Raw genomic sequence first — 23,022 nt, 5'->3', positions numbered from 1 at the left:
ATCCTCGCCATGGCACCCGCTATCGCTGTGATTTGCGGCTTTTGCCCCGCCCCGAATCAGCGCCACCTCGGCTTGTGGGAGTGATGCAGGCAGCCCCTGGCGAAGCTCCGCTCCAGTCCCTACGCCCGCACCGCCTCCACGGCATCGAGCACCGCTTCGGCGGTGGCTGGTGCACGAAGCGGCGGGTCACACCGTTGCGGCCCGCAGGCGGCGACCGCATCCTTGATGGCCAGCAGCACCGAGAACGGCAGCAGCAGGGGTGGTTCACCCACCGCCTTGGAACGGTGGATGCTGTCCGCGCGGTTGGGGGCATCAAACAGCGCCACCCGGAAATCGCGTGGCATGTCGTTGGCAGTCGGGATCTTGTAGGTGCTGGGCGCATGCGTGAGCAGCAGGCCCGATTGGGGATGCCAGACCAGCTCCTCTGTCGTCAGCCAGCCTTGGCCCTGCGCAAAGGCACCCTCCACCTGGCCAATGTCCAGCGCCGGGTTGAGTGACTGGCCCACGTCATGCAGCACGTCCGCCCGCAACACGCGGGATTCGCCGGTGAGCGTGTCCACCACCACCTCGGCCACGGCGGCACCGTAGGCGAAGTAGAAGAAGGGCTTGCCCTGCAGGCGGGCGCGGTCCCAGTGCAGGCCGGGCGTGGCATAGAAGCCGTCGCTCCAGAGCTGGATGCGCGCCAGGTAGGCCTTGGCCACCAGTTCAGCGAAGCTCAGGCTGCGCGCACCGCTGCTCACCCGCCCGCCCTGGAAGACCAGCGTGTCTTCCTCGCAGTCCAGCAGTTGCGCCGCCAGTGGCTGCAGACGCTGGCGGATCTTGCGTGCAGCGTCCTGGGCAGCCTTTCCGTTCAGGTCCGACCCCGTGGAAGCGGCCGTGGCCGATGTGTTGGCCACCTTGCTCGTATCGGTGGCGCTGGCGCGCACCCGTTCGGCGGGAATGCCGAGTTCCTGGGCCACCACCTGCGACACCTTGGTATTGAGGCCTTGCCCCATCTCGGTCCCGCCGTGGTTCACCAGCACGGATCCATCGGTGTAGACATGCACCAGCGCGCCAGCCTGGTTGAGGTGGACGACATTGAAGGAGATGCCGAATTTCAGGGGCGTCAGCGCCAGCCCGCGCTTGAGCACCGGGCTGGTGGCGTTGAAGGCGTCGATCTCGGCACGCCGGGCGTGATAGCTGGAGGTATCGACCAGGCGGTCCGTCAGCGGCTGCAGCAGGTTGTCCTCGACCTGCTGGCCGTAAGGCGTCATGTCCTGGCCGTCGCGGTAGAAGTTGCGCTGCCGTACCAGCAGGGCATCCAGCCCCAAACGGCGGGCAATGCCGTCCATGATCATCTCGATGGCGAGCGCGCCTTGCGGGCCGCCGAAGCCGCGGAACGCGGTATTGCTCTGGGTGTTGGTGCGCGCGCAGTAGCCATGCATGGCCACGTGCGGCAGCCAGTAGGCGTTGTCGAAATGGCAGAGCGCGCGGGTCATCACCGGCGCGGAGAGGTCTGCACTGTGGCCGCAGTTGGAGATGAGGTCGATCTCGGCGCCCAGCACGTGGCCGTCATCATCGAAGCCCACGGTCCAGCGGTAATCAAAGCCGTGCCGGCGGCCGGTGACGAGAAAGTCGTCGTCCCGGTCCACACGCAGCTTGACCGGCATGCGCAGCCGGGTGGCCGCAATGCCGGCGATGCAGGCGAACAGCGCCGACTGCGATTCCTTGCCGCCGAAGCCGCCGCCCATGCGGCGGCACTGAACGGTCACCTGGTGCGCCGCCCAGCCCAGGGCGTGCGCCAACAGTTGCTGCATCTCCGAAGGGTGCTGGGTGGAGCAGTGAACCAGCAGGCCGTTGTTCTCCTGCGGCAGGGCGTAGCTGATCTGGCCTTCCAGATAGAACTGCTCCTGCCCACCCACCGACCATTCACCTTCCAGGCGGTGCGGCGCCTGCGCCAACGCGCTGGCGGCATCCCCCCGGTTCAGGTGCATGGGTGGGACGACATACTGGCCCAGCGCATGGGCTTCGCGTGCGGTCAGCACCGGGGGAAGCGTCTCCACCTGCAGCGCCTGCCGCGCCATGGCGGCCGCGCGGCGGGCCAGTTCCCGGTTGGTGGCGATGACCGCAAAGACGGGCTGGCCGAGGTAACGCAGCTCGGTGGCGGCCAGCAATGGGTCGTCGTGGATCAGCGGGCCGCAGTTGTTGTCTCCGGGCAGGTCGGCGGCGGTGAGCACATCCACCACACCAGGCTGGCGGCGCAGCAGGTCCACATCGATCGAAAGCAGCCGGCCGTGCGCAACCGGGGAGAGCCCCAGGGCGGCATGCAGGGTGCCACGCGCCTCTGCGATGTCATCGGTATAGATCGCCTCCCCGCTGACATGCAGATGCGCGGCCTCATGCACGCGGCTCACGCCCACCTGGGGCTGCGGTGCCAGCGTGGGCAATGGCAGGTCCATCGGCTTGTTCATGGCTGAGCCTCCAGGGCCGGCAGGCCGGTGACGGAGGGCCAGATGCTGACGGCGCTGGCGGGCAGTGGCGATTCCGCCCGGGTCTCCAGCCAGAAGCGGCGGAGCAGGTTGCCGGCCACGCGCAGGCGATAGTCCGCGCTTGCGCGCAGGTCGGTCAGCGGTTGGAAGTCCTGCCGCAGCGCCTGCGCGGCGTCGGCCTGGGCTGTTTCATCCCAAGGGCGGCCGATCACGGCCGCCTCAGCGGCCGCGGCGCGCTTGACGATACCGGCCATCCCCCCGAACACGAATCGCGCCTCGCGGACCACACCCTGGTCCACCACGATGGCGAAGACGGCGCACAGGGCCGAGATGTCGCTGTCGTAGCGCTTGGAGATCTTGTAGGCCCGCAGGTGGCGTACGCGGTGGTGTGTGGATGGCTGGACCGACAGGATCGAAGCCTGTGCCGCCTGTGCCGCCTGTGCCGCCTGTTGGTCCGGCCCTTCGGCGCAGGGGCCGTCATGGGCCTGCAATGGCACCTCCAGCGCTTCGACGAACTCGCCGGGCGCCAGCGCATTCTTCATGTAGTCCAGATAGAAGGCTTCCAGCGGCAGCCGGCGCTGGTTGGCACCCCGGCGCAGCACCACAGTGGCGCCCAGGGCAATCAATGCCGGCGCGCCATCACCGATGGGCGAGCCGTTGGCGATGTTGCCACCCAGCGTGCCGGCATGGCGCACGGGCGGTGAGGCAAAGCGCAGCCACAGCTCTCGCAGGGCACCGAAGGCGGCCGTCAGGGCTCGCCAGGCATCCTCCAGTGAGGCTGCGGCGCCAATGCGCAACACACCGTCCGTGGTGCGGATGGCCCGCAGGGCAATGACCCGGCCGGTGAGAATGATGTCGCCCAGCTCGCGGTGCTGCTTGTTGACCCACAAGCCCACATCGGTGGCGCCTGCCACGAGGCGGGCTGCCGGCCATTGCTCGCGCAGGTCCGCCAGGGCCTCGATGGTCTGCGGGGCGAAGACCCGTTGCGGCGTACCGCTGCGGGAGGCTGATTCGTAGATGAGCGGGGTGTCCTGCTGCAATGTCTGCAGCGCCTGCACCAGCGGTGCGCGGTCCAGGCAGCGGGCCGGCGCATCGAACATGCGCTCGCCGGCGTCCAGCAGCGGCCGGTAGCCGGTGCAACGGCACAGGTTGCCGGACAGGTCGTCCGCAAGTTGCTGGCGCGAAGGGCGTGTGCCCGACGCCTGGTGGCGCTCATACAGCGCCTGCAGCGTCATCGCAAAGCCTGGCGTGCAGAAGCCGCACTGGGAGCCGTGGCAAGCGACCAGCGATTCCTGCACCGGATTGAGTTGATCGCTGCGGCCCAGGTCCTCCACCGTCAGCAGCGCCTTGCCGTCCAGCATGGGCAGGAACTGGATGCAGGCGTTCACGTTGCGCATCTCCATGGACTCGCCATCCGCCTGCAATTCACCCACCAGCACCGTGCAGGCGCCGCAGTCCCCCTCCGCGCAGCCTTCCTTGGTGCCGTTGCAGTGCGCGTGTTCGCGCAGGTATTGCAGCACTGTCGTGGTGGGCGGCAGATCGGTCACCGTCTGGATCTCTCCACGGTGGACAAAGCGGATGGGGCGGGGCGCGGTCATGGACGGAGGATGCACTTCAACAGGCTCAACGGTACTCCTGTGCCTGGCGAATGGTTATAGGATATTCCGTATGGTCGGTATATTGGATTTGAAATGAATCAGGCGCTGGACTTCGACAAGATCGAGCTCCAATTGGTGCGGGTGTTGCAGACCTTGATCCTGGAACGAAGTGTGTCCAAGGCCGCGATGCGGCTCGGTAGCACGCAGCCCGCGATAAGCGAGAAGCTGCGGCGCCTGCGTGCGCTCACCGGGGATCAACTGCTGGTGCGCAGCGGCGCCGGCATGACGCCCACCACGGTCGCCCTGGAATTGCTGGCGCCGGCGGAGCGCCTGCTGCGGGAGGCCGATGAACTGTTCGGCAGCCGCCTGCGCCGCACCGGCTTCGATCCGGCGACAGCGCAGGTTCGCTATCGGATCGCGGCCAGTGATTACCTGGACCCCCTGTTCCTGCCCCAACTCGTCGCCCATCTCCAGCGCCTGGCCCCTGGTGTGCAGCTGGACCTGCACCCGTTGACGGCGGACTACGACTACCGCGCCGCCCTGGCCCGGGGGGATGTGGACCTGGTCATTGGCAACTGGCTGGAGCCGCCCGGTGAGCTGCACATGGGGCGGCTGCTGACGGACGAGGTGGTCTGTCTGGTCAGCCAGCAGCACCCTGCTGCCCGCATGAGCGCGCGGGCCTGGACGCAGGAGCGTTACCTGGACTGCCAGCATCTCGCTCCCATGCCGTTGAGCCCGGGCCAGCCGGGGGTGATCGAACAGCATTTGCTCTCGCTGGGCCTGCAGCGGCGCATTGCCGTGCGAGGCGCCCATTTCAGCCAGCTGCCGCCGATGGTGGCACGCAGCCTGCTGGTGCTCACCACCGGGCGGCTGTTCTGCCGCCGTTTTGTGGATCATTTGCCTGTGACGATTCTGCGCTGCCCGGTAGCCTTTCCGCCCATGACCTACTACCAGCTCTGGCATGACCTCAGCCACCACAGCGCCCCGCTGCGCTGGCTGCGGGAGCAGGTCAGGGAGGTGGCCAAGGACCTGGTCCGCCCCGGTTGAAGCGCGTGCCCGCGCCTGTTGCTCCACCATTCGTCCCCCTCATCCAGAACGCCAGCCTGACCGCTCCGCCTGTTGCCCATGACTGTCTCCACGCCTTCCGCCGACCGCCTCGCCCTCAAGGGCGATCTGCTCGATTTCACCGCCCAGCCGGCCTGGGGCCGGGTGGACGACCCCGCGGTCCGCTTCCGGCCTGATCACTGGCTCCTGGTGGAAGGCGGCCGCATCGTGGGAGCGCAGGCCGACGACCCCGGTGATGGCTGGCAGCGGGTGGATCACAGCGGCAAGCTCATCCTGCCGGGATTCATCGATACCCACGTCCACAGCCCCCAGCTGGACGTGATCGCCTCCTACGGCACCGAGCTGCTGGACTGGCTCAACACCTACACCTTCCCGGCCGAGCAGCGTTATGCCGATGAGGCGGTGGCGCGCGCCGGTGCCGCGCGTTTCCTGGACGCCTTGCTGGCCCATGGCACCACGGCCGCCGTGGTCTACCCGACCGTCCACAAGATCTCAGCCGAGGCGCTGTTTGATGCCGCCGCCGCCCGGGGCATGCGCCTGATCACCGGCAAGGTGCTGATGGACCGCCATGCGCCGGACGGCCTGCGGGACGACGTGGTGCAGGCGGAGCGTGACTGCCGGGAACTGATCGAACGCCATCATCGCCGTGAGCGCCTGGCCTACGCCGTCACGGTGCGTTTCGCCCCGACCAGCACGCCGGAGCAGCTCGCCATGGCGGGCCGCCTGTGCCAGCAGGACCCCTCGCTCTACATGCAGACCCACGTTGCGGAGAACCGCAGCGAGGTGGACTGGGTGGCCCGGCTGTTCCCGCAGGCGCGCAGCTACCTGGACGTCTACGACCGCGTCGGCCTGCTGCATCCCCGCTCGGTCCTGGCGCACGGCATCTGGCTGGACGACGAGGACCATGCGGTACTGGCGCGCACCGGCGCCCACATTGCGCATTGCCCGTCCTCCAACCTGTTCCTGGGCAGCGGCTTGTTCAACTGGCCCAAGGCCCAGGCCGCCGGCGTCCGTATCAGCGCGGCCAGCGACGTGGGTGGCGGCACCTCGCTCTCCACCCAACGCACGCTCGCCGATGGCTACAAGGTCCAGGCCCTCAACGGCCAGCGCCTGACAGCCTGGGCCGGCCTGCACGCCGCCACCCGTGGCGCGGCAGAAGCCCTGGGTTTGTCGGAGGAGCTGGGGCATTTCGGGGTGGATACACTGGCCGACGTGTGCATCTGGGACTGGGCCCAGGGCGCGGTGGCCGACACCCGCATGGCGTTGGCGCGCGACCTGCACGAGAAGGTCTTCGCCTGGGTCACACTGTCCGACGAGCGCAACCTCGTCGCCAGCTATGTGGCGGGGCGGGAGCGCCATCGCCGCAGCCGATAAGCTTCGCCCATCACGATGACGCCACGCCTGGAACTCCGCCGCATCAGCAAGTCCTACCCAGGCGTCAAGGCCAACGATGACGTCTCCCTGCAGGTGGCGCCGGGTGAGATCCATGCCGTGCTGGGCGAAAACGGCGCGGGCAAGTCCACCCTGATGAAGATCATCGTCGGCGCCGTGCAGGCCGATGCCGGCGAGCTGCTATGGGACGGTCAGGCCCGCCAGATCCGCCACCCGGCGCAAGCCCGGGCGCTGGGCGTCAGCATGGTCTACCAGCACTTCTCGCTGTTTGATTCCCTCAGCGCGGCACAGAACATCTGGCTGGGCCTGGACCGTTCGGTCTCGTTGGACACCGTGCGGGCGCGTGTCCGGCAACTGGCGGCTCAATACGGTCTGCCACTGGACCCGGAGCGGCCGGTGCATTCGCTCTCGGTGGGGGAGCGCCAGCGGGTGGAGATACTGCGCGCCTTGATGACGGAGCCGCGTCTGCTCATCCTGGACGAGCCCACCTCGGTGCTGACGCCGCCGGCGGTGGAGAAGCTCTTCATTACGCTGCGCCAGCTGGCGGCGCAAGGTTGCTCCATTCTCTACATCAGCCACAAGCTCGACGAGATCCGCGCCCTGTGCGAACGCTGCACGGTGATGCGCGGTGGCCGGGTGACCGGCGAGGTCGATCCCCGGCAGGAGACCACGGCCGGGCTCTCGCGTCTGATGATCGGGGCGGAGCCCCCGCATCCGCCCGCGCGAGCCTCGCGGGCGGACACACCGGTCCGGCTGGCCGTGCGCGGCCTCAGCGCCGAACCGGACACGCCCCATGGCGTGGCGCTCAGCGATCTGCAGCTGGCGCTGCGAGCGGGTGAGATCCTGGGCCTGGCCGGCGTGTCCGGCAATGGGCAGCAGGAGTTGCTGCGGCTGCTGTCCGGGGAGGACCGGCGTGCCCCGCCAGGCACCCTGGTCTGGTCGGCCGAGGATGGCACGACGCGAGACCTGGGCCGGATGGGCCCGCGCCGGCGCCGGTCGCTGGGTCTGCACCATGTGCCGGAAGAGCGGCTCGGGCGCGGGGCTGTGCCGGTGATGTCGCTGGCGCAGAACACGCTGTTGACCCGGCGTGATCCGGTGGGCCGCTTGGGCCATTGGTCGCCCGCGCGTGCGTCCGCCTTGGCGGCGCGGCTGATCGAACGTTTTGGCGTGAAGGCCGCCGGCCCGCATGCCGCTGCCCGCAGCCTCTCCGGTGGCAATCTGCAGAAATTCATCATGGGGCGCGAGATCGCCGCCGGCCCCCAGGTGCTGATCGTGGCCCAGCCCACCTGGGGCGTGGACGTGGGCGCGGCGGCACAGATCCGGGCCGAGCTGCTGGCCCTGCGAGACCAGGGCTGTGCCCTGTTGGTGGTGAGCGAGGAACTGGACGAATTGATGGAACTGAGCGACCGGCTGGTGGTGATGGCCCGGGGGCGGCTCTCCCCGGTGCTGCCGGTGGCGCAGGCCAGCCTTGAGCGGATCGGGCTCTGGATGAGCGGCCTGTGGGGCGAGGCGATGGTGGAGGCGGCGCATGTTCCGGCTTGAGCCCCGTCCCCAAGCGTCGAGATGGATGTCGCTGGCCTCGCCGCTGCTGGCGCTGGCACTCACCACCTTGATCGGCGTGGTGCTGTTCGTCAGCCTGGGCAAGGACCCGATGCAGGGCCTGCGCATGTTTTTCTGGGAGCCCCTGCGCAACGCCTACGCATGGGGCGAACTGGGGCTCAAGGCCACGCCCATGGTGCTGATTGCCCTGGGGTTGGCGGTGGCTTTCCGTGCCAACGTCTGGAACATCGGTGCGGAAGGGCAGTTCGTGGTGGGCGCGCTGGCCGCCGGCTGGGTGGCCATGCAGGCCGGGCCGGAGAGCAGCCGGTGGATCGTGGTGCCGATCCTGCTGGCGGGCACGCTGGGCGGGTTGGCCTGGGCAGGGCTCACGGCCTGGCTGCGTGACCGCTTCCATGCCAATGAGATCCTGGTGAGCCTGATGCTGGTCTATGTGGCGGAGCTGCTGCTGCAGTACCTGGTTTATGGCCCCTGGAAGGACCCGGCGGGCTACAACTTTCCCCAGAGCATCACCTTCTTGCCGGTAACCCAGGTGCCCCGCCTGTTCCCCGGCACGCGGCTGCATGTGGGCGTGTGGATCGCGTTGGCATCGGTGGTGGGCGTCTGGTGGCTGTTGTTCCGGTCGATGGCCGGGTTCGCCTGGCAGGTGGGGGGGCTGGCGCCTGCGGCGGCGCGATACGCGGGGTTCTCGTCGCGCGGCGCCTTGTGGGGCGTGCTGGCCCTGTCGGGCGGCCTGGCGGGCCTGGCCGGTGGGCTGGAGGTGGCGGGGCCGCTGGGCCAGCTGACGCCGTATGTGCCGATGGGCTACGGCTTCGCCGCCATCATCGTGGCCTTTGTCGGGCGGCTGCATCCGGTGGGCATCGTGCTGTCCGGCATCTTGATGAGCATGTTCTACATCGGCGGCGAGCTGGCACAGTCGCGCCTGGGTCTGCCCAAGGCCATCACCGGCGTGTTCCAGGGCCTGCTGCTGTTTTGCCTGCTGGCCTGCGACACCTTCATCCATTACCGCGTGAGACGGGTGCGTTCGCAAGCGCCCTTGGCGCCGAACTCACGGCCGGTCGGCACGCCCCCTGAGGAGGTCCGCTGATGGAAGCCTGGGCCTTGCTGATCGCCGCCACGCTGAACGCGGGCACCCTCGTGGCCCTCGCCGCGCTGGGCCTGTTGATCAACGAGCGCGCGGGCGTGGTGAATCTGGGTGCCGAAGGCATGATGCTGATGGCCGCCATCGCCGGTTTTGCCGCGACCGTGCACAGCGGCAGCGATGTGGTGGGCCTGCTCGCCGGCATGGGCGCGGGGGCCGTGATGGCGCTGGCGTTTGGCTTGCTGGTGGTGATGCTCAATACCAACCAGTACGCCACCGGTCTGGCGCTCAGCCTGTTTGGTGCGGGGTGCTCCGCCTTTGTGGGCCAGGGCTACACCCAGGCCACGCTGGCGCCTCGGCCGTCCTTTGCGGTGCCAGGTCTTGCCGACCTGCCCTGGATCGGCCCGGCGCTGTTCCGCCAGCATCCGTTGGTGCTCGGGACGGCCGCCCTGGCCGCCGTGCTGGCCTGGTGGCTGGCGCGCTCACGCGCCGGGTTGGTGCTGCGTGCCGTGGGCGAGTCGCCCGAGGCGGCGCACGCGCTGGGCTACCCGGTGCGCCGCATCCGGCTGCTGGCGGTGATGGCCGGTGGCGCGCTGTGCGGGCTGGCGGGCGCCTACTGCTCGGTCGTCTACACGCCGCTATGGGTAGAGGGCATGATTGCCGGCAAGGGGTGGATTGCCCTGGCGCTGACGAGCTTCGCCACCTGGCGGCCGGCACGGGTCTTGCTCGGTGCCTACCTGTTCGGCGGCGTGACCATGCTGCAGTTCCACCTGCAAGGGCAGGGGGTGCAAGTGGCGAGTCAATTCCTGAGCATGCTGCCCTACCTGGCAACCATCCTGGTGCTGGTGCTGATCTCGCGCAACGAGAGCTTCATTCGCGCCAACATGCCTGCCGCGCTGGGCAAACCCTTCCATCCGGGGTCGTAGTCCCCGGCCTTCATCCGGTCCTTGTCCGGTTCACCGTGGAGCCTCCATGTCCCTGTCTTCCCTGATCCCGATCCTTGCGGAGCGTGGCGCCAAACGGCAGCCTTGCGCCATGCGTTCGTTGCAGCGACGCCCGCTGCTGGTGGCTGCTGCGGCCGTGGTGATGCTGGCCGCGTGCGGCAAGAAGGAAGAGACACCGGCTGCCGCCAGCAGCCCCGGCGCTGCGTCCGGCCCGGCGGCGGGCGCGAGTGCGCCGCTGCAGGTGGCTTTTGCCTATGTCGGCCCGGTGGGGGATGGGGGTTGGACATTTGCGCACGACAACGCGCGCAAGGCGGTGGAGAAGGAATTCGGAGACCGCATCAAGACGAGCTTCGTGGAAAAGGTGCCTGAAGGCGCGGATGCGGAACGGGTGTTCCGCGACCTGGTGCAGCAGGGCAACACGCTGGTGTTCGGCACGACCTTCGGCTACATGGAGTCGATGCTGAAAGTGGCCGCAGACAGCCCGACCGTCAAGTTCGAGCACGCTACCGGCTACAAGCAGGCGGCCAACATGCGGACCTACGACTCAAGGACGTATGAAGGCGCTTACCTGGCTGGCGTGCTGGCAGGGGCCATGACCAAGACGAACGCGCTGGGCGTGGTGGGGTCCATCCCCATCCCGGAGGTGATCCGCAACATCAACAGCTTCACCCTCGGCGCCCGATCGATGAACCCGAAGGTGACGGTGAAGGTGGTGTGGGTGAACGAGTGGTTCAACCCCCCGCAGGAGACCAATGCCGCGCAGACGCTGATCAATGCAGGCGCGGATGTGTTGATGCAGAACACGGATTCGAGCGCGGTGCTGCAGACCGCAGAGAAGAACGGCAAGTACGCGTTCGGCTGGGATTCGGATATGAGCAGCTACGGGCCGAAGGCGCATCTGGCCTCGGCGGTGGTGAACTGGGCGCCGTATTACAGCGCGAGCATCAAGGCCGCGCTGGACGGCACCTGGGCGGCCGGCACGGGCAAGCACAGCTGGTGGGGCGTGAAGGAGGGGGCCATTGACCTGGTCTCGATCAATACGGTGGTGCCCGCGGAAGTGCGGGCGAGGGTGGAGAAGGTGAAGGCCGGGCTGAAGGACGGAAGCTTCGTGATCTGGAAGGGGCCTTTGCTGGGGCAGGACGGAAAAGAGGTCCTGGCGAAGGACCAGGTGGCGGACGACCGGTTTCTGCAGGGGGTGAAGTTTTATGTCCAGGGCGTGGAGGGTCAGGTACCGACCGGGAAGTAGGGAAGGGGACGTGGCCCGACGTTGCAGCGCTTACAGCCTGTTGCGCCGGGTCCTTGCAGTCTGGGCAGTATGCGTTCCGTGAACCCGGACGTGAGACACCCGGGCTGTCTTGTCCTTGTGAGGGGGAACGTGATCATGCGATTTGAAGGTACTTTGAACAGTTGGTATGGGGAGCGAGGCCACGGCCTGGTCGTGCCTGAACAAGGGGGTGAATCCCTGTTCGTGCATGTCTCTGCCTTCCCGTTGGATGGCCAGGCGCCTCAGGAAGGTGAGCGCGTGAGCTTCGAGGTTGTGTCCAGAAGTGACGGCAGCAAACAAGCCGTCCGCTTGCAACGCCTGTCGCCGTTCAAGGTACCCGTCCAATTGCGCGCAGCTCGCACATCTTCGCGCCCTCGGCCGATCGGTCGCCGCCGTCGTGTCACCCCACTGATGTGGATGGTGATGGGCGTGATGGTGCTGGGCCTGAGCGCCACGCTGTGGGCGCCTGCTGGCACTGCCATGGCCAAGCAGCGCACCACCGCCGTCAACCGATAAAGCGATTCGCGGCCGGGGATGGTTGCCCCGCCCCGCCGCCCCGTGACGATTCTCGTGGGGGACCAACGCTGTTGGTCCCGTCGCCCAGGCGGGCGCCGCCCTCGGCATCCGTCTTTCAGGCCACCCCTTGGGTGGCCTTTTTTGTGGCCGCCTCGCGGGAGCGACGCGGTGCGTTCAGATCTTCATTTCCAGGCGCACCTGCCAGAGCGTGAAGCTGCGGCCGGTGCTTTCGCCGGTGATGATCTTGGCCGGGCTGAGCAAGGCGCCATCCGTGCCGTAGCGGGCCGGAACCACCGAGACACTGCCCGTGCCATAACTGAGCGGCGCCAGATTGGTGGCGGAGACACGCATCGCCGTGTTGGGCGAGAAGCTCCACATCGCGAAGAGGTCGAAGACGCGCTTCTTGTCGCTGCTGACCTGGGTGAGTGTGGTCTGCTGGATGGTGTTGGACGGCGTGTAGTTCATGGAGCCCCCCAAGGTCAGCGGCAGGCTGCGCAGCCGATAGTCCGCCCCCAGGTTGGCGGTGTAGCGCGGCTGCTGGTCCAGCTTGTTGTTGGGCCCCTGAATGTCCTGCACCTCGGAGTGGAAGAGTGACAGGTTGCTGCGGATGTTCACCGGCAGCGCCTGCTCCAGGTACTCGTCCAGCCGGAACTTGGCCTCCAGCTCTACCCCATAGGTCTGCGCCGAGCCGATGTTGCGGGGCTTGGAGACCCAGCGCTGGTCGCTGGACCAGCTCACATCTTCCAGCGCAGTGACGGTGCGGATCAGGTCGCTGATGTGGCGGTAGAAGAGATTGGCGCTGAGCAGCCCCCCCTTGGTGAGGTACTTCTCCCAGCCCAGCTCCACGCCCGTGGCCATTTCCGGCCTGAGCGCCGGGTTGCCCATGCGGTCCGGGTAGTTGATCGCGTTGGTGCCGCAGTCCACCGTGAGACAGGGGTACTGTGAATTCACGCTGGGCTTGGCAATGAGGTCGTTGAGCTGCGGAGAACGGTAGCTGCGGGTCAGGCTGGCCCGGATCTGCTCGCGGTTCTTGTCGTCAAGCTTGTAGACCGCATGCAGCAAAGGTGTCCAGACGCTTGAACTGTTGCTGACGTTGTAGTTGGTGGCCGTGCTGTCGGTCTGGATGCCTTCCCAGCGCAGCCCGGCATAAAAGCCCCACAGCTTGCCAACACTCCACTCGTCCTGCGCATAGGCAGCCACCCGGCGGGTGGAGGCGTCCACGTCGTCGCCGAAGTCCAGCAGGTAGTCGCAGCGGCTGCCGTTCTGCAGGCAGTCCCGCGTCTGCTGGCGGCCGGTGCCTTCACCTTCCAGGCCCGCCACGAGGTTGTGCTCGTTCTCCAGCTGATGGGTGTATTTGCCGTTGAAGCTCCAGGAGGTGTCCCGGCTCTTGGTTTGGTCGTCCTGGGTGCGGGTGAGGGCCGCATCCTCGTATTCGTCGCGATGGGCATTGGTGGTCATGGACATGCGGCCCACCCCTGCGCGCACCTCCAGCCGGCTCACATCGCTGAGACGCTTGGTCCACTGGGCATTCAGGCGGGCCATCACCGAGTGGTTGTCGCCGTTGGTGTCCACGTGGTTGAAGTTGAAGTGGTCCGGCCCTTCTTCCACCTCGGGGGTCTGCGTCTGGTCGAACTGGTTGAAGCTGCGGCCGCTGTTGACCACCACAAACGGCTGCAACGCCAGCGTGTCGCCATCCTCGAGACGGAACTGCAACCGGCCCGTCATGTTGAGGGACTTGCGGCTGTTGCTGGTGTGGCCCAGCGTCTGCAGAACGGTCTGCGCCCCCGTGTCCGGCACCAGCGTCACGGAGCGGCTGTTCACGTCGTCCTGCTGCCGGTTCTGCATGGCATTGACGGTGAAGTTGTAGGCGCTGCCCTTGTCGTCCAGCTTGTCGTTGCGGGTCCAGCTGAGATGCGGTCGGACCTGGTCGTTCTCGGAGGCGAGTGCCACGCGGACTTCATTGAGACGCCGCTGCAGGGCCTCGCGCAGCACGACGTTGATGGTGCCCGCCACGGCGCGCGCGCCGTATTCCGCCGTGGGTGCGCGCATGACCTCGATGCGCTCGATCTGGTCGGGTGGCAGCTCATCCAGCGAGAAGCCCGGCGGCATGCGCTCGCCGTTGACCAGGATCTGCGTGTAGCCACTGCCCATGCCACGCATGCGGACCTCACCCCCACGGCCAGGCCGTCCGCCCGTGGTCACGCCCGGCAGGCGCTTGAGCACCTCGCCGATGGTGCTGTCGCCATACCGTTCGATCTCCTCGCGGCCGATGATGATCTTGGAGGCGGTGGAGGACCGACGTTGGGCCTCGTCTGTGGAGGTGCCCTGCACTTCAACGCGGTTGAGCTGCTGGGGATCACCCGCTGGTGGCCGCGCCGTGTCGGACGGTGAGCGACGATCAGGACTGGCGTCGGGCTTTGCGTCTGGCCGGCCTGCGGATCTGGGGCCGGCCTTGTCGCCCCCGGGCGGGGGTGTGGGGCGGCCCGAGGGGCGCTCTGGCGGGCCGCGGCGTTCCGGTGCACTGGCGGCGGTGGCCGGTGCTGCAGCCGCCGCGGTCGAGTTGCCAGCGGAGGTGCCAGCGGAGGTGCTGGTGGAGGTCCCGGCGTTAGGACTGGTGGCACCAGTTCCGGAATCCGTTCGAGGGGCCGCCCGGGTGTCTGTCCGGGGATCAGTCCGGTTATCGGTCCGGTTATCGATCCGGTTGTCCGAGGTCTGTGCCCACAAGGGCGTGGAGGGCATTGCGCCAAAGCCGATCAGGAGGCCAAGGGCGAGCGGGTGCAAGGCGGGGCAGGTGCGTGTCATCGGGCAGGCAAGCGAGCAACGGCGATGCAACGTGGTCCGGACTTGGCGATGGCTGGGACGCGGGACGCGGCGTACTTCGTGTCAAAGTGGAAATGAGGCCGAAGGATCGCACGGCGTACGGTGGGCGCCCATTCCCGCCATTGGGGTTTCATGGTTCTTTACACGCGCTGATGGCTTCGCGCGACGGCGCCCTTAACGTACACGCACGACAGGAAGCGCTTGCTCACCGAGCAATGAACAAGCAACACAGAAATGAAAAAGCCACCGCATCTGGCGATGCGATGGCTTGATTCGGAATAGGTATCCGGACGCTGGTGACGGGTTCCAGCTCTCTGCCCAATGTTGCAGCCGGTTATTTGTCTCGGATGCCTTGCATTGTGCCCGGCGTCTGTGACGCTGATTTGACGAAAAGCAGGGTTCTGGTTGGTCAGACCTCGAATGACAAAAAGAGGTGGGTGACGGCCGATCAGGCGCCCGACATCGCTGCCGGCGCCGCGGCGCGGCCCACTCGCAGCCGCCGCAAGGTCAACCCCGTCAGTGCCATGCCCGGCATCTCCACATAGCGGTGGCACAGGTGGCTGAACAGCACGATCACCGGCGTCATGGCCCACACGGCCAGCCAGTGCTGCGTGCTGGTCATCTGCACGGCAGCGGGCCCGATCAGCCATTTGAAGCCGATGTACAGCACCAGGCCGTGCAGCAGGTAGAGGCTGTAGGTGGGTTCGCCGAAGGTGCGGGACACGCGGCAGGACAGCACGCCGAACAGGTCGTTGCCGGCGGCAATCAACACGAATGCCCCCGCCTGCAGCAGCTGCGGCAGCGGCGAATAGGTTTTCATGGCCAACCCGTAGCCGCCGAGCAGGCACAGCAGGACGAGGGCCGATGCAACCGGGCCATGGGCCCAGTTCCGGAGCCACTGCCAGCGGGAAGAATAGGCGGCCACCATGCCCACGCCAAACGGCAGGAAGTTGTTCAGGCTGGGCTTCCAGCAGAGGAACATCAGGCAGAAGCTCGCGGTGACGGCCAGGGCGCCCAGGGAAGGTCGTCGCCCCGTGAGCAGCACCAGCACGGGAAGTGCCGCGTAGAACATCCATTCAAAGGGCAGGGACCAGGTGACCCCCGACACGATCACCTGGGTCTCGAGCAGGCCGTTGATGTCGGACTTGCCGGGAAAGGTGAACAGCAGCCAGTCTGCCAACTGGCGCAGCAGCGCTGGAAACGCCACCTGCAAGCGGCCGCCGGTTTCCACCGTCACCACGGCGAGCAGCAGGGCCAGCATCACCAGGTAGGCCGGCGTGAGGCGGAATAAACGGCCGGCAAACAACCGTGTCCAGTCCATCGGCTTGTGCCGCGCATCCAGCAGCCGGCTGTAGAACAAGAAGGCGGTGATCATGAAAAACAGCGCCACGCTGCCCTTGCCCGCGTTCATGTAGAACGCTGAATTCAAGGGGGCCCATTGGCCGGTGGTGCGGTATCCCTGCCAGATCGCTGCATGGTGAAGGAAGACCCCGAAAGCGAGGTAGCCGCGCAGCCCGTCAATGCTGCGAAAGCGTGAGGCTTCCTCATGCAGATGGCCCCGGCCGGCGACCAGATGCGAAGTCAGCAGCGCCAGCGCCAGCGCGACCAGCGCCGGCCAACCGTCGGTTGGGTTCATCTCTCGCTCCCCGCCGCCGCCTCGGCATTTGTGTTGGTCACGGACCTGCGACAGTACACAAACCCGACATCTTTGGGCGGGTACGGACCCTCAGGTGAGTGGGATGGGATGTGCAGGATTGACAGGCGGGGACGGCGGTGGCGGTGGGCGGTGTCCAGTAGAGTGAGGGCTGCTTCATCCCCATAGATCCGCCATGACCCGTCTGCAAGCCGAGTTCGACCGTCTTTATGCACCGCTGGTGGCAGAGCGTCCTGGCGCCACCGGCCAGGCTTTGAACCTGGTGGGACCCGGTGGCGAGGTTCGGGCGCTGGTGCTGGACATTGGCCGGCCTGTGAACTGGGAACTGGTCGGCCCGGTTTGGCGCGCGGTACAGGAGGATCTTGCGTGGCCGGCACCGGCCATCGCCATTTCCGGGACGCAGGGTTTTCAGTTGTGGTTCTCGCTGGCAAAGGCGGTGTCGGCGCGGGAGGGCCACACCTTCCTGGAGGCGCTGCGTCGCCGCTATCTGTCTGAGCTGGCAGCGGCGCGCGTGTGGGTCTTCCCGCACCCCGGCGAGGACGCGCCGGCCGGTGCCGGTGCAGGCACAGATGCAGGTGCCGGGACAGAGCGCGGTGCGGCCTGGCTGCATGCCCCTGCAGTGCCGTCGCTGGTGAGCGCAGACCAGTGGTCCGCCTTCGTAGCGCCTGGGCTGGCACCCGTCTTTGCGCAAACGCCGTGGCTGGACTTCCCGCCCAACGAAGAAGGGCAGGCGGATCTGCTGCGGGGTCTGGAGAGTGTTCCGGAAGCCGCCTGGCTCGATGCCAACAAGCGACTGAGCGTGGCGGCCAGCGGCCATGCGGCTGTCTGGCCTGCGGTGCACGGGTTGAATGAGGCGGCGGTGGTACCCGCCGGGGCGCCACTGCCCGCGGTGTCGGGCGTGCTGGCACCGCTCGAAACGTCGGCGAGCACCAATCTCCTGCAGGACCCGCGCAGCTTCCTGCTGCAGGTCATGAACGACGAGCGCGTGGCGCTGCCGCTGCGGATCGATGCGGCGAAGGCATTGCTGCCTTATACGGCGGAGCTACGCCCTTCCGAATGACGACGAAATGAGTGGCGGAATATGTCGGCCAACACGCAACTGAAAATTCCCGATCGCTAATGTATGAAAGCAGGAAAACAATGCGTAAAAGTCGCCGACACAAAGTGAGGATGGTGTTCACGTTACGTTATCCTGAGTTGTCACGGGCTTCATGACGACGAAGACCGCACAACAACAGAAGGGGACAGGTGGCTTTCGGGCCGTCTGTCCCCTTTTGCATTCAGAGCCCAGCATTCGTGTCCGCGATCGAAATCCGCTCTTCTGCATGTTTGAAGTCCTGGTATCTCCACAACGGTGTGGAGGTGCCGCAGTTGCGTGCCTGCATCGGCCCGCTGCCGTCTACCGGCGCCTATGTGGCGCAGTGGTCCAGCCACGAGTTCGATGAGCAGCCGCGGGAGATCCTGCCGCACCCCAACTTCCTGCGGGTGGCGGTGATGCTGGAGCCGCTGGAGTCCCAGGTCTGGAAGAACGATCAGCCGGTGTGGGGCGGCATCATCGGTGCCCATCACTTCCGCGTGTGTGGGCCAGACGAGCGGGGCCGCTGGACGCAGTTGAGCCGCTGCAACATCGCCAACGTGTTCATTCCCCTGGACACGGTGCGCCGATATGTGGCGCTGGCCGGCCGCGCACAGGGGCGCAGTGGCGCTGAGAACGGGGCGCACTGGCCACAGGTGCAGCAATACACGCAGGACCGCCGCGTGGCCGACCTGACGCTGCAGATGCTGGACGCCACCGCCATGCGTGGGGATCTGGCGCTGCACTACTGCGACGGCCTCATGACCGCCTTGCTGGCCTATTTGCTGGAGCATTACGGCGAGACCGAGGATGCACGGCCGGTCAGCGCCTTGCGCGGCCAGCCACTGCGCCAAGTGCTGGCCCACATCCATCGGCAGGCGGGCCGGGATCTCTATGTCACCGAACTTGCGGCCATGACGGGCATGAGCGAATCCCACTTCTCGCGGGAGTTCAAGCGTGCCGTCGGTATGCCGCCGCATCAATACCTGCTGACCCATCGGCTGGACGAGGCGCGCCGGGCCCTGAGCGGGACGGACGAACGTATCGGTGACATCGCCTTCAATCTCGGCTTCACCGACGCGAGCCATTTCTCGCGCCTGTTCTCGAATCGCTTCGGTGTGACACCGACCCGATTCCGCCGACACCACCGCCACACCGGCGCCTCCGCACTCAGCGAATAAGCGCGCAGATCCACCTCCTCGGCGGGAAGACCGGCGAGCGGACCGGCGCATAGATCAGCGAATGGACCGGCGAGCGCCGGCGCGTTGTCACGCCTGCTGGCGGCGCGGAAATCAGTACATCGACGGGGCAGAGTGCAGCCAACAACCAACAGCTTGTGTCCGTGGCGCTTGGTGGTTTCCCTGCAAACGCCTGGGGTCAAAGCGGCTTTCTACAAACCCCGCAGTTTTCTCCGGGCGCAAAAGAGGGGTGGATTACAGAATTTTTACAGGCGGCTGTGATCCAGCCATCTGTCTGTTTCCTCCATCCCCTCTTTTTCCCGTCCAGGAGTTTTCATGCGACTTCGTCGTCGAGCGACCGCACTTGCCATGCTGGTGCCCATGGTTCCCCTCTATGCCCAGACTGCCAGCACCGAGGCGGATAGTCAGAAGCTGGAGCGAGTCGAGATCACCGGCTCGATGATCAAGCGCACGGACAAGGAAACGCCAGCCCCCGTCGCCATCATCACCCGTCAGGACATCGAGCGAAGCGGCGCGACCTCGGTCGAGCAACTGCTGCGCATGAATACCTCGGTGACCGGCGATGGCCAGCAGGATCTGAGTTCAGGCAATGGCTGGGCCTCGGGCACCTCGTCCATCTCGCTGCGCGGCATGGGCTCCGCAGCCACGCTGACCCTGCTCAATGGACGGCGCATGGCCCCAGCGGCCGCCATTGACCCGAACACGGGTCAGGGCACCATGTTCAACGTCAGCTCCATTCCGCTGTCGGCGATCGAGCGGGTCGAAATCCTGAAGGACGGTGCCTCTTCACTGTACGGCTCTGACGCACTGGCCGGGGTGATCAACATCATCCTGCGCCGCGACTACACCGGCCAGGCCGTGGAAGTGTCCGCCAGCCAGCGCGGAGACGGCCTGTTCAAGACGACCAGCGGCAACGTGGCCTGGGGCCGTGGTGACCTGGCGAAGGACGGCTTCAACATCTTCGGCGTGCTGGACCTGTACCAGCGCGACGCCGTGGCCATCACCGAGAAGCTGGACCTTGTGGACCAGGACACCCTGGGTTCTCTCTTCACCCGCAACACGCTCAACAGCAACTACTCCAGCCCGGGCAACTTCTACACCTACCGCAATGGCCTGGCCGGTACGTTCAAGGGCATGGGCAATGACTGCCCGACGGACAGCCAGTACACCTCCGGCACCTCCACCTATTGCCGTTATGCGTCCTATGGCAAGGACCTGTACTACGTGAACGGCCAGAAGCGTGCCTCCGGCCTGCTGCGCGGCAGCATGAACCTGGACAATGGCGCGCAGATCACGGCGGAGCTGCTGGCCTCGCGCACCGAGAGCCGCTACAACAGCGCGTCGGCCACCATCAGCGAAGCCACCACCACCTGGGGCGATGCTGCGGGCAACTCCGTGAGCTACAGCGGGCTGGTGCTGCCGGCGGACCACCCGGACAACCCGACCTCGGTGGCGACCGCCGCCAACCCGGTGTTCGGGTACACCGCGCCAACGGCCCTGGGCCTGCGTTATCGCTTCACCGACATTCCTCGCTACACCGTCAACACCACGGACAATCTGCGCCTGGTCGTGGGCGCCCAGTTTGAATGGGGTGGCTGGGACTGGGATGCCGGTTTCCTGCACCACTGGCAGGACAAGACCGAAGACCGTTATGGCTTCATCAGCGTCTCCGGCCTGACCGCCGCAATCGCTGACCAGAGCTACCGCTTTGGAGGCACCAACAGCGCATCCGTGATTGCGTCCGTGTCGCCCAAGCTGCAGAACACCGGCACCGCCACCACCACCTCGGTGGATCTGCGGGGTTCCCGCCAGGTGGGGACGCTGTCCGGCGGCGCCGTGATGCTGGGTGTGGGCACGGAGCTGCGTTATGAGAGCTTCAAGGTCGGCGCCGATGATCGCATCGGCTCTGGCGACATCATCGGGCTGGGTATTTCGCAGGCCAATGGCTCGCGCACCGCAGCAGCGGCCTTTGCCGAACTGCAGGCGCCGCTGTTGAAGGACCTGGAAACGCAGACCGGCGTGCGCATTGAAAACTACAACGACTTTGGCTCTGCGCTGACCGGCAAGGTCGGCGCCAAGTACAAGGTGGCGCAATCGCTGGCGGTGCGTGCGACCTACTCCAACGGCTTCCGTGCGCCGTCGCTGTCGCAAATCTCGCCGTCCAAGGTGTTTGCGTTCACGACCGTGCAGGACCCCTCGCTGTGTCCGGTGGTGAGCAGCTCCAATACGCATTGCACGGAGTCGATCTCCAGCGTCATTTCGGCCAATTCGGATCTGAAGCCGGAACAATCCAATTCCCTGACCGCCGGGTTGATCTTCAACCCCACGTCCTGGCTGGACATGACACTGGACGGCTATTCCATTACACGCCGCAATGTCGTGGACCGTTTGAGCGCCCAGGAAGTGGTGGACCGTGAAAGCGAGTTCCCCGGCGCCGTGATCCGCAATGCGGATGGCCAGATCACGCAGGTGATCCGCCAGTACCGCAATATGTCGCGCAACTCCGCCACCGGTGTGGAATGGGACAGCAACCTCCGCTGGCGCGTGGCGGAAGGCCATGACCTTCGCTTCACCTTTACAGGCACCCGCGTGCTGAGCCAGAAGGAGCAGACCGAGGCCGGTGGTGAGGACGTCGAGAAGAAGGGCTACTACGGCGTGCCGCTGCTGCGCATGACCACCAGCGTGAACTGGGCGCACGGACCCTGGAATGCCAATCTGCGCGTGAACTACACCGGCAAGATGAAGAGTTATGACGCAGGCGGCACCTGCAGCGTCACGGCGACCACCGCTGGCCGTTATGACCTGTGCCAACTGAGCGCCTTCACCACGGTGAATCTGAGCGGCAGCTATAGCGGCTTCGCGGGCTGGAAGCTGACCGGCATCATCACCAACCTGTTCGACAAGGCACCGCCGACCGACGTGTATTCCTCGTCGTATTACTCGGTGGGCTACAACCCCAGCCTGTATGACGTGCGTGGCCGGGTGTTCACGGTGACGGCTCGCAAGGACTTCTGATCGTGTGAAGCGGCCGACAACGGGCATTGCCTGTTGTGGGTCCCTTCATGAGCGGCCCAGGCCCGCATGGCGGCCCTGGGCCTTTTTTTGTCCGGGGTGTCGCGCCGGTACAGTCGTCGCATCCGGCGAACTGGCGGCTTTTTTTGACGCATGCCCCGCGAGTTGAACCGGACCGTGCAACTTAGAACGGACTCGTCTCGCCCATGCTTCGCGCTCTCGCCGTTGACAACTACCGCTCCCTGCGCAAACTGCGCCTGCCACTGGACCAGCTGACGCTGATCACCGGGGCCAACGGCAGCGGCAAATCCAGTCTTTATCGTTCATTGCGGCTGCTGGCCGATGCGGCGCAAAACCGTGTGGTGCCCGCGCTGGCGCTGGAGGGCGGGCTGGCCTCCACGCTGTGGGCGGGGCCGGAGGACATCACCCGGGGCATGCGCACCGGTGACGTGCCGATCATGGGAACCGTCCGGAACGAGCCCATCAATCTGAAGCTCGGCATTGCAGGAGACGAGTTCGGCTATTCCCTGGAGCTGGGGCTGCCGCCGCAGGACCCCAGCTCGACGTCCATGTTCCTGGGTGATCCTCACGTCAAGCGGGAGGCCGTGTGGGCCGGGGCGGTGTACCGGCCAGCCTCCGCACTGGTGGAGCGCCGCAATGGGCTGCTGCAAGTGCGGGAAGGGCGCTCCTGGCAGCAGGTCGGGACCATGCTGACGCCTTTCGACAGCATGCTGTCGCAGTACGCCGACCCGGCAGGTGCACCGGAGATGATCAACCTGCGGGAACGCATCCGGGGCTGGCGGTTCTATGACAGCCTGCGGACCGATGCCGAGGCGCCAGCGCGCCGCTCCCGCGTTGGCACCTTCACACCGGTGCTGGCCAGCGACGGCGCCGACCTGGCGGCAGCCTGGCAAACGATCGAGGAGATCGGGGACAGTGCGCTTCTGGAGGAGAGCCTGCAGGACGCGTTTCCTGGCGCGCAGGTCCAGATCCGGGAGGACGCGGGTGGCTTCCGGCTCGCCATGCGTCAACCGGGCCTGCTGCGTCCGTTGGAGGCTGCAGAACTGAGTGATGGCACGTTGCGGTATCTCATGCTTCTGGCGGCCTTGCTCAGCCCGCGGCCGCCCGAATTCATGGCCTTGAACGAACCCGAAACCAGCCTGCACCCGGACCTGCTACCCGCGTTGGGTCGGTTGATCGTCAAGGCGAGTGAACAATGTCAGCTCATCGTGGTGTCGCATGCGCGCCGGCTGATCTCAGCCATCGAGGCCCACGAAGGCGCCCGCTGCTGGCAGCTGGAAAAGGCGCTGGGCGAGACTACGCTGCTGGGCCAAGGGCTGGAAGACACACCGGCGTGGCATTGGCCGGCGCGCTAAC

At 66.6% G+C, this 23,022-nt stretch carries 15 protein-coding genes; 11 read left to right on the top strand and 4 right to left on the bottom strand.

The window, feature by feature from the left end; translation table 11 throughout:
- Positions 1–119: 119 nt before the first annotated feature.
- Together xdhB and xdhA are read right to left on the bottom strand one after the other, a co-directional pair.
- Positions 120–2,450 carry a xanthine dehydrogenase molybdopterin binding subunit gene (gene xdhB / locus BMY53_RS04500; RefSeq protein WP_092944110.1) on the bottom strand — a complete coding sequence of 777 codons (2,331 nt, stop codon included), beginning with the start codon at positions 2,448–2,450 and terminating at the stop codon, positions 120–122.
- Positions 2,447–4,066, bottom strand: coding sequence for a xanthine dehydrogenase small subunit (gene xdhA / locus BMY53_RS04495; RefSeq protein ID WP_092944108.1), 1,620 nt, complete (start codon positions 4,064–4,066; stop codon positions 2,447–2,449). The genes xdhB and xdhA overlap by 4 nt, the downstream gene beginning before the upstream one ends.
- Positions 4,067–4,159: 93 nt before the next feature.
- Between xdhA and BMY53_RS04490 the strand changes: the two genes are divergently transcribed.
- From BMY53_RS04490 to BMY53_RS04460, 7 genes are all read left to right on the top strand, one after another.
- On the top strand, positions 4,160–5,113 hold the full coding sequence (locus BMY53_RS04490) for a LysR family transcriptional regulator (RefSeq protein WP_092944106.1): 954 nt from the start codon (positions 4,160–4,162) through the stop codon (positions 5,111–5,113).
- Between the two features lie 78 nt (positions 5,114–5,191).
- Positions 5,192–6,505: a guanine deaminase gene (gene guaD, locus BMY53_RS04485; RefSeq protein WP_092944104.1), complete on the top strand. Its 1,314-nt coding sequence runs from the start codon at positions 5,192–5,194 to the stop codon at positions 6,503–6,505.
- Between the two features lie 15 nt (positions 6,506–6,520).
- Complete coding sequence (locus tag BMY53_RS04480; protein ID WP_092944102.1) at positions 6,521–8,065, top strand: ABC transporter ATP-binding protein; 1,545 nt, start codon at positions 6,521–6,523, stop codon at positions 8,063–8,065.
- Positions 8,052–9,167, top strand: coding sequence for an ABC transporter permease (locus tag BMY53_RS04475; RefSeq protein WP_092944100.1), 1,116 nt, complete (start codon positions 8,052–8,054; stop codon positions 9,165–9,167). Before BMY53_RS04480 ends, BMY53_RS04475 begins: the two co-directional genes overlap by 14 nt.
- Positions 9,167–10,087 (top strand): ABC transporter permease, encoded by a 921-nt coding sequence (locus tag BMY53_RS04470; protein ID WP_092944098.1) that lies wholly within the window; start codon positions 9,167–9,169, stop codon positions 10,085–10,087. The genes BMY53_RS04475 and BMY53_RS04470 overlap by 1 nt, the downstream gene beginning before the upstream one ends.
- Positions 10,088–10,196: 109 nt before the next feature.
- Positions 10,197–11,351 (top strand): BMP family ABC transporter substrate-binding protein, encoded by a 1,155-nt coding sequence (locus BMY53_RS04465; RefSeq protein WP_092945097.1) that lies wholly within the window; start codon positions 10,197–10,199, stop codon positions 11,349–11,351.
- Positions 11,352–11,486: 135 nt separating this feature from the next.
- Positions 11,487–11,885, top strand: coding sequence for a cold-shock protein (locus tag BMY53_RS04460; RefSeq protein WP_177200714.1), 399 nt, complete (start codon positions 11,487–11,489; stop codon positions 11,883–11,885).
- A 174-nt stretch (positions 11,886–12,059) separates the two neighbouring features.
- Here BMY53_RS04460 and BMY53_RS04455 read toward each other — a convergent pair whose 3' ends face one another.
- Positions 12,060–14,216, bottom strand: a complete 2,157-nt coding sequence (locus tag BMY53_RS04455; protein WP_177200713.1) for a TonB-dependent receptor plug domain-containing protein — start codon at positions 14,214–14,216, stop codon at positions 12,060–12,062.
- 937 nt (positions 14,217–15,153) lie between these two features.
- A complete protein-coding gene (locus tag BMY53_RS04450; RefSeq protein ID WP_092944092.1) occupies positions 15,154–16,341 on the bottom strand; it encodes an acyltransferase family protein in 1,188 nt (395 codons plus the stop codon).
- A 193-nt stretch (positions 16,342–16,534) separates the two neighbouring features.
- Here BMY53_RS04450 and BMY53_RS04445 point away from each other — a divergent pair, with 193 nt between their 5' ends.
- From BMY53_RS04445 to BMY53_RS04430, 4 genes are all read left to right on the top strand, one after another.
- The gene (locus BMY53_RS04445) at positions 16,535–17,419 is read left to right on the top strand and encodes a hypothetical protein (protein ID WP_092944090.1); all 885 of its coding nucleotides are present in this window, start codon (positions 16,535–16,537) and stop codon (positions 17,417–17,419) included.
- Positions 17,420–17,655: 236 nt separating this feature from the next.
- A complete protein-coding gene (locus tag BMY53_RS04440; protein ID WP_143073923.1) occupies positions 17,656–18,615 on the top strand; it encodes a helix-turn-helix domain-containing protein in 960 nt (319 codons plus the stop codon).
- 333 nt (positions 18,616–18,948) lie between these two features.
- Complete coding sequence (locus tag BMY53_RS04435) at positions 18,949–21,648, top strand: TonB-dependent receptor (RefSeq protein ID WP_092944086.1); 2,700 nt, start codon at positions 18,949–18,951, stop codon at positions 21,646–21,648.
- A gap of 203 nt (positions 21,649–21,851) precedes the next feature.
- Complete coding sequence (locus BMY53_RS04430) at positions 21,852–23,021, top strand: AAA family ATPase (protein WP_092944084.1); 1,170 nt, start codon at positions 21,852–21,854, stop codon at positions 23,019–23,021.
- The last annotated feature ends 1 nt before the right edge of the window (position 23,022 follow it).

Source organism: Roseateles sp. YR242, from assembly GCF_900109745.1.
GTDB lineage: Bacteria > Pseudomonadota > Gammaproteobacteria > Burkholderiales > Burkholderiaceae_C > Roseateles.
Note: the sequence above shows the minus strand (reverse complement) of the source record. Positions and strands in the feature narration are given on the sequence as shown.

Bases quoted from the DNA above. Each gene is read 5' to 3' on its own strand.
- BMY53_RS04490 (WP_092944106.1), top strand. From the start codon at position 4,160: ATGAATCAGGCGCTGGACTTCGACAAGATCGAGCTCCAATTGGTGCGG.
- BMY53_RS04460 (WP_177200714.1), top strand. From the start codon at position 11,487: ATGCGATTTGAAGGTACTTTGAACAGTTGGTATGGGGAGCGAGGCCAC.
- xdhA (WP_092944108.1), bottom strand. From the start codon at position 4,066: ATGACCGCGCCCCGCCCCATCCGCTTTGTCCACCGTGGAGAGATCCAG.
- BMY53_RS04430 (WP_092944084.1), top strand. From the start codon at position 21,852: ATGCTTCGCGCTCTCGCCGTTGACAACTACCGCTCCCTGCGCAAACTG.
- BMY53_RS04475 (WP_092944100.1), top strand. From the start codon at position 8,052: ATGTTCCGGCTTGAGCCCCGTCCCCAAGCGTCGAGATGGATGTCGCTG.
- xdhB (WP_092944110.1), bottom strand. From the start codon at position 2,450: ATGAACAAGCCGATGGACCTGCCATTGCCCACGCTGGCACCGCAGCCC.
- BMY53_RS04480 (WP_092944102.1), top strand. From the start codon at position 6,521: ATGACGCCACGCCTGGAACTCCGCCGCATCAGCAAGTCCTACCCAGGC.
- BMY53_RS04470 (WP_092944098.1), top strand. From the start codon at position 9,167: ATGGAAGCCTGGGCCTTGCTGATCGCCGCCACGCTGAACGCGGGCACC.
- BMY53_RS04465 (WP_092945097.1), top strand. From the start codon at position 10,197: ATGCGTTCGTTGCAGCGACGCCCGCTGCTGGTGGCTGCTGCGGCCGTG.
- guaD (WP_092944104.1), top strand. From the start codon at position 5,192: ATGACTGTCTCCACGCCTTCCGCCGACCGCCTCGCCCTCAAGGGCGAT.
- BMY53_RS04445 (WP_092944090.1), top strand. From the start codon at position 16,535: ATGACCCGTCTGCAAGCCGAGTTCGACCGTCTTTATGCACCGCTGGTG.
- BMY53_RS04450 (WP_092944092.1), bottom strand. From the start codon at position 16,341: ATGAACCCAACCGACGGTTGGCCGGCGCTGGTCGCGCTGGCGCTGGCG.
- BMY53_RS04435 (WP_092944086.1), top strand. From the start codon at position 18,949: ATGCGACTTCGTCGTCGAGCGACCGCACTTGCCATGCTGGTGCCCATG.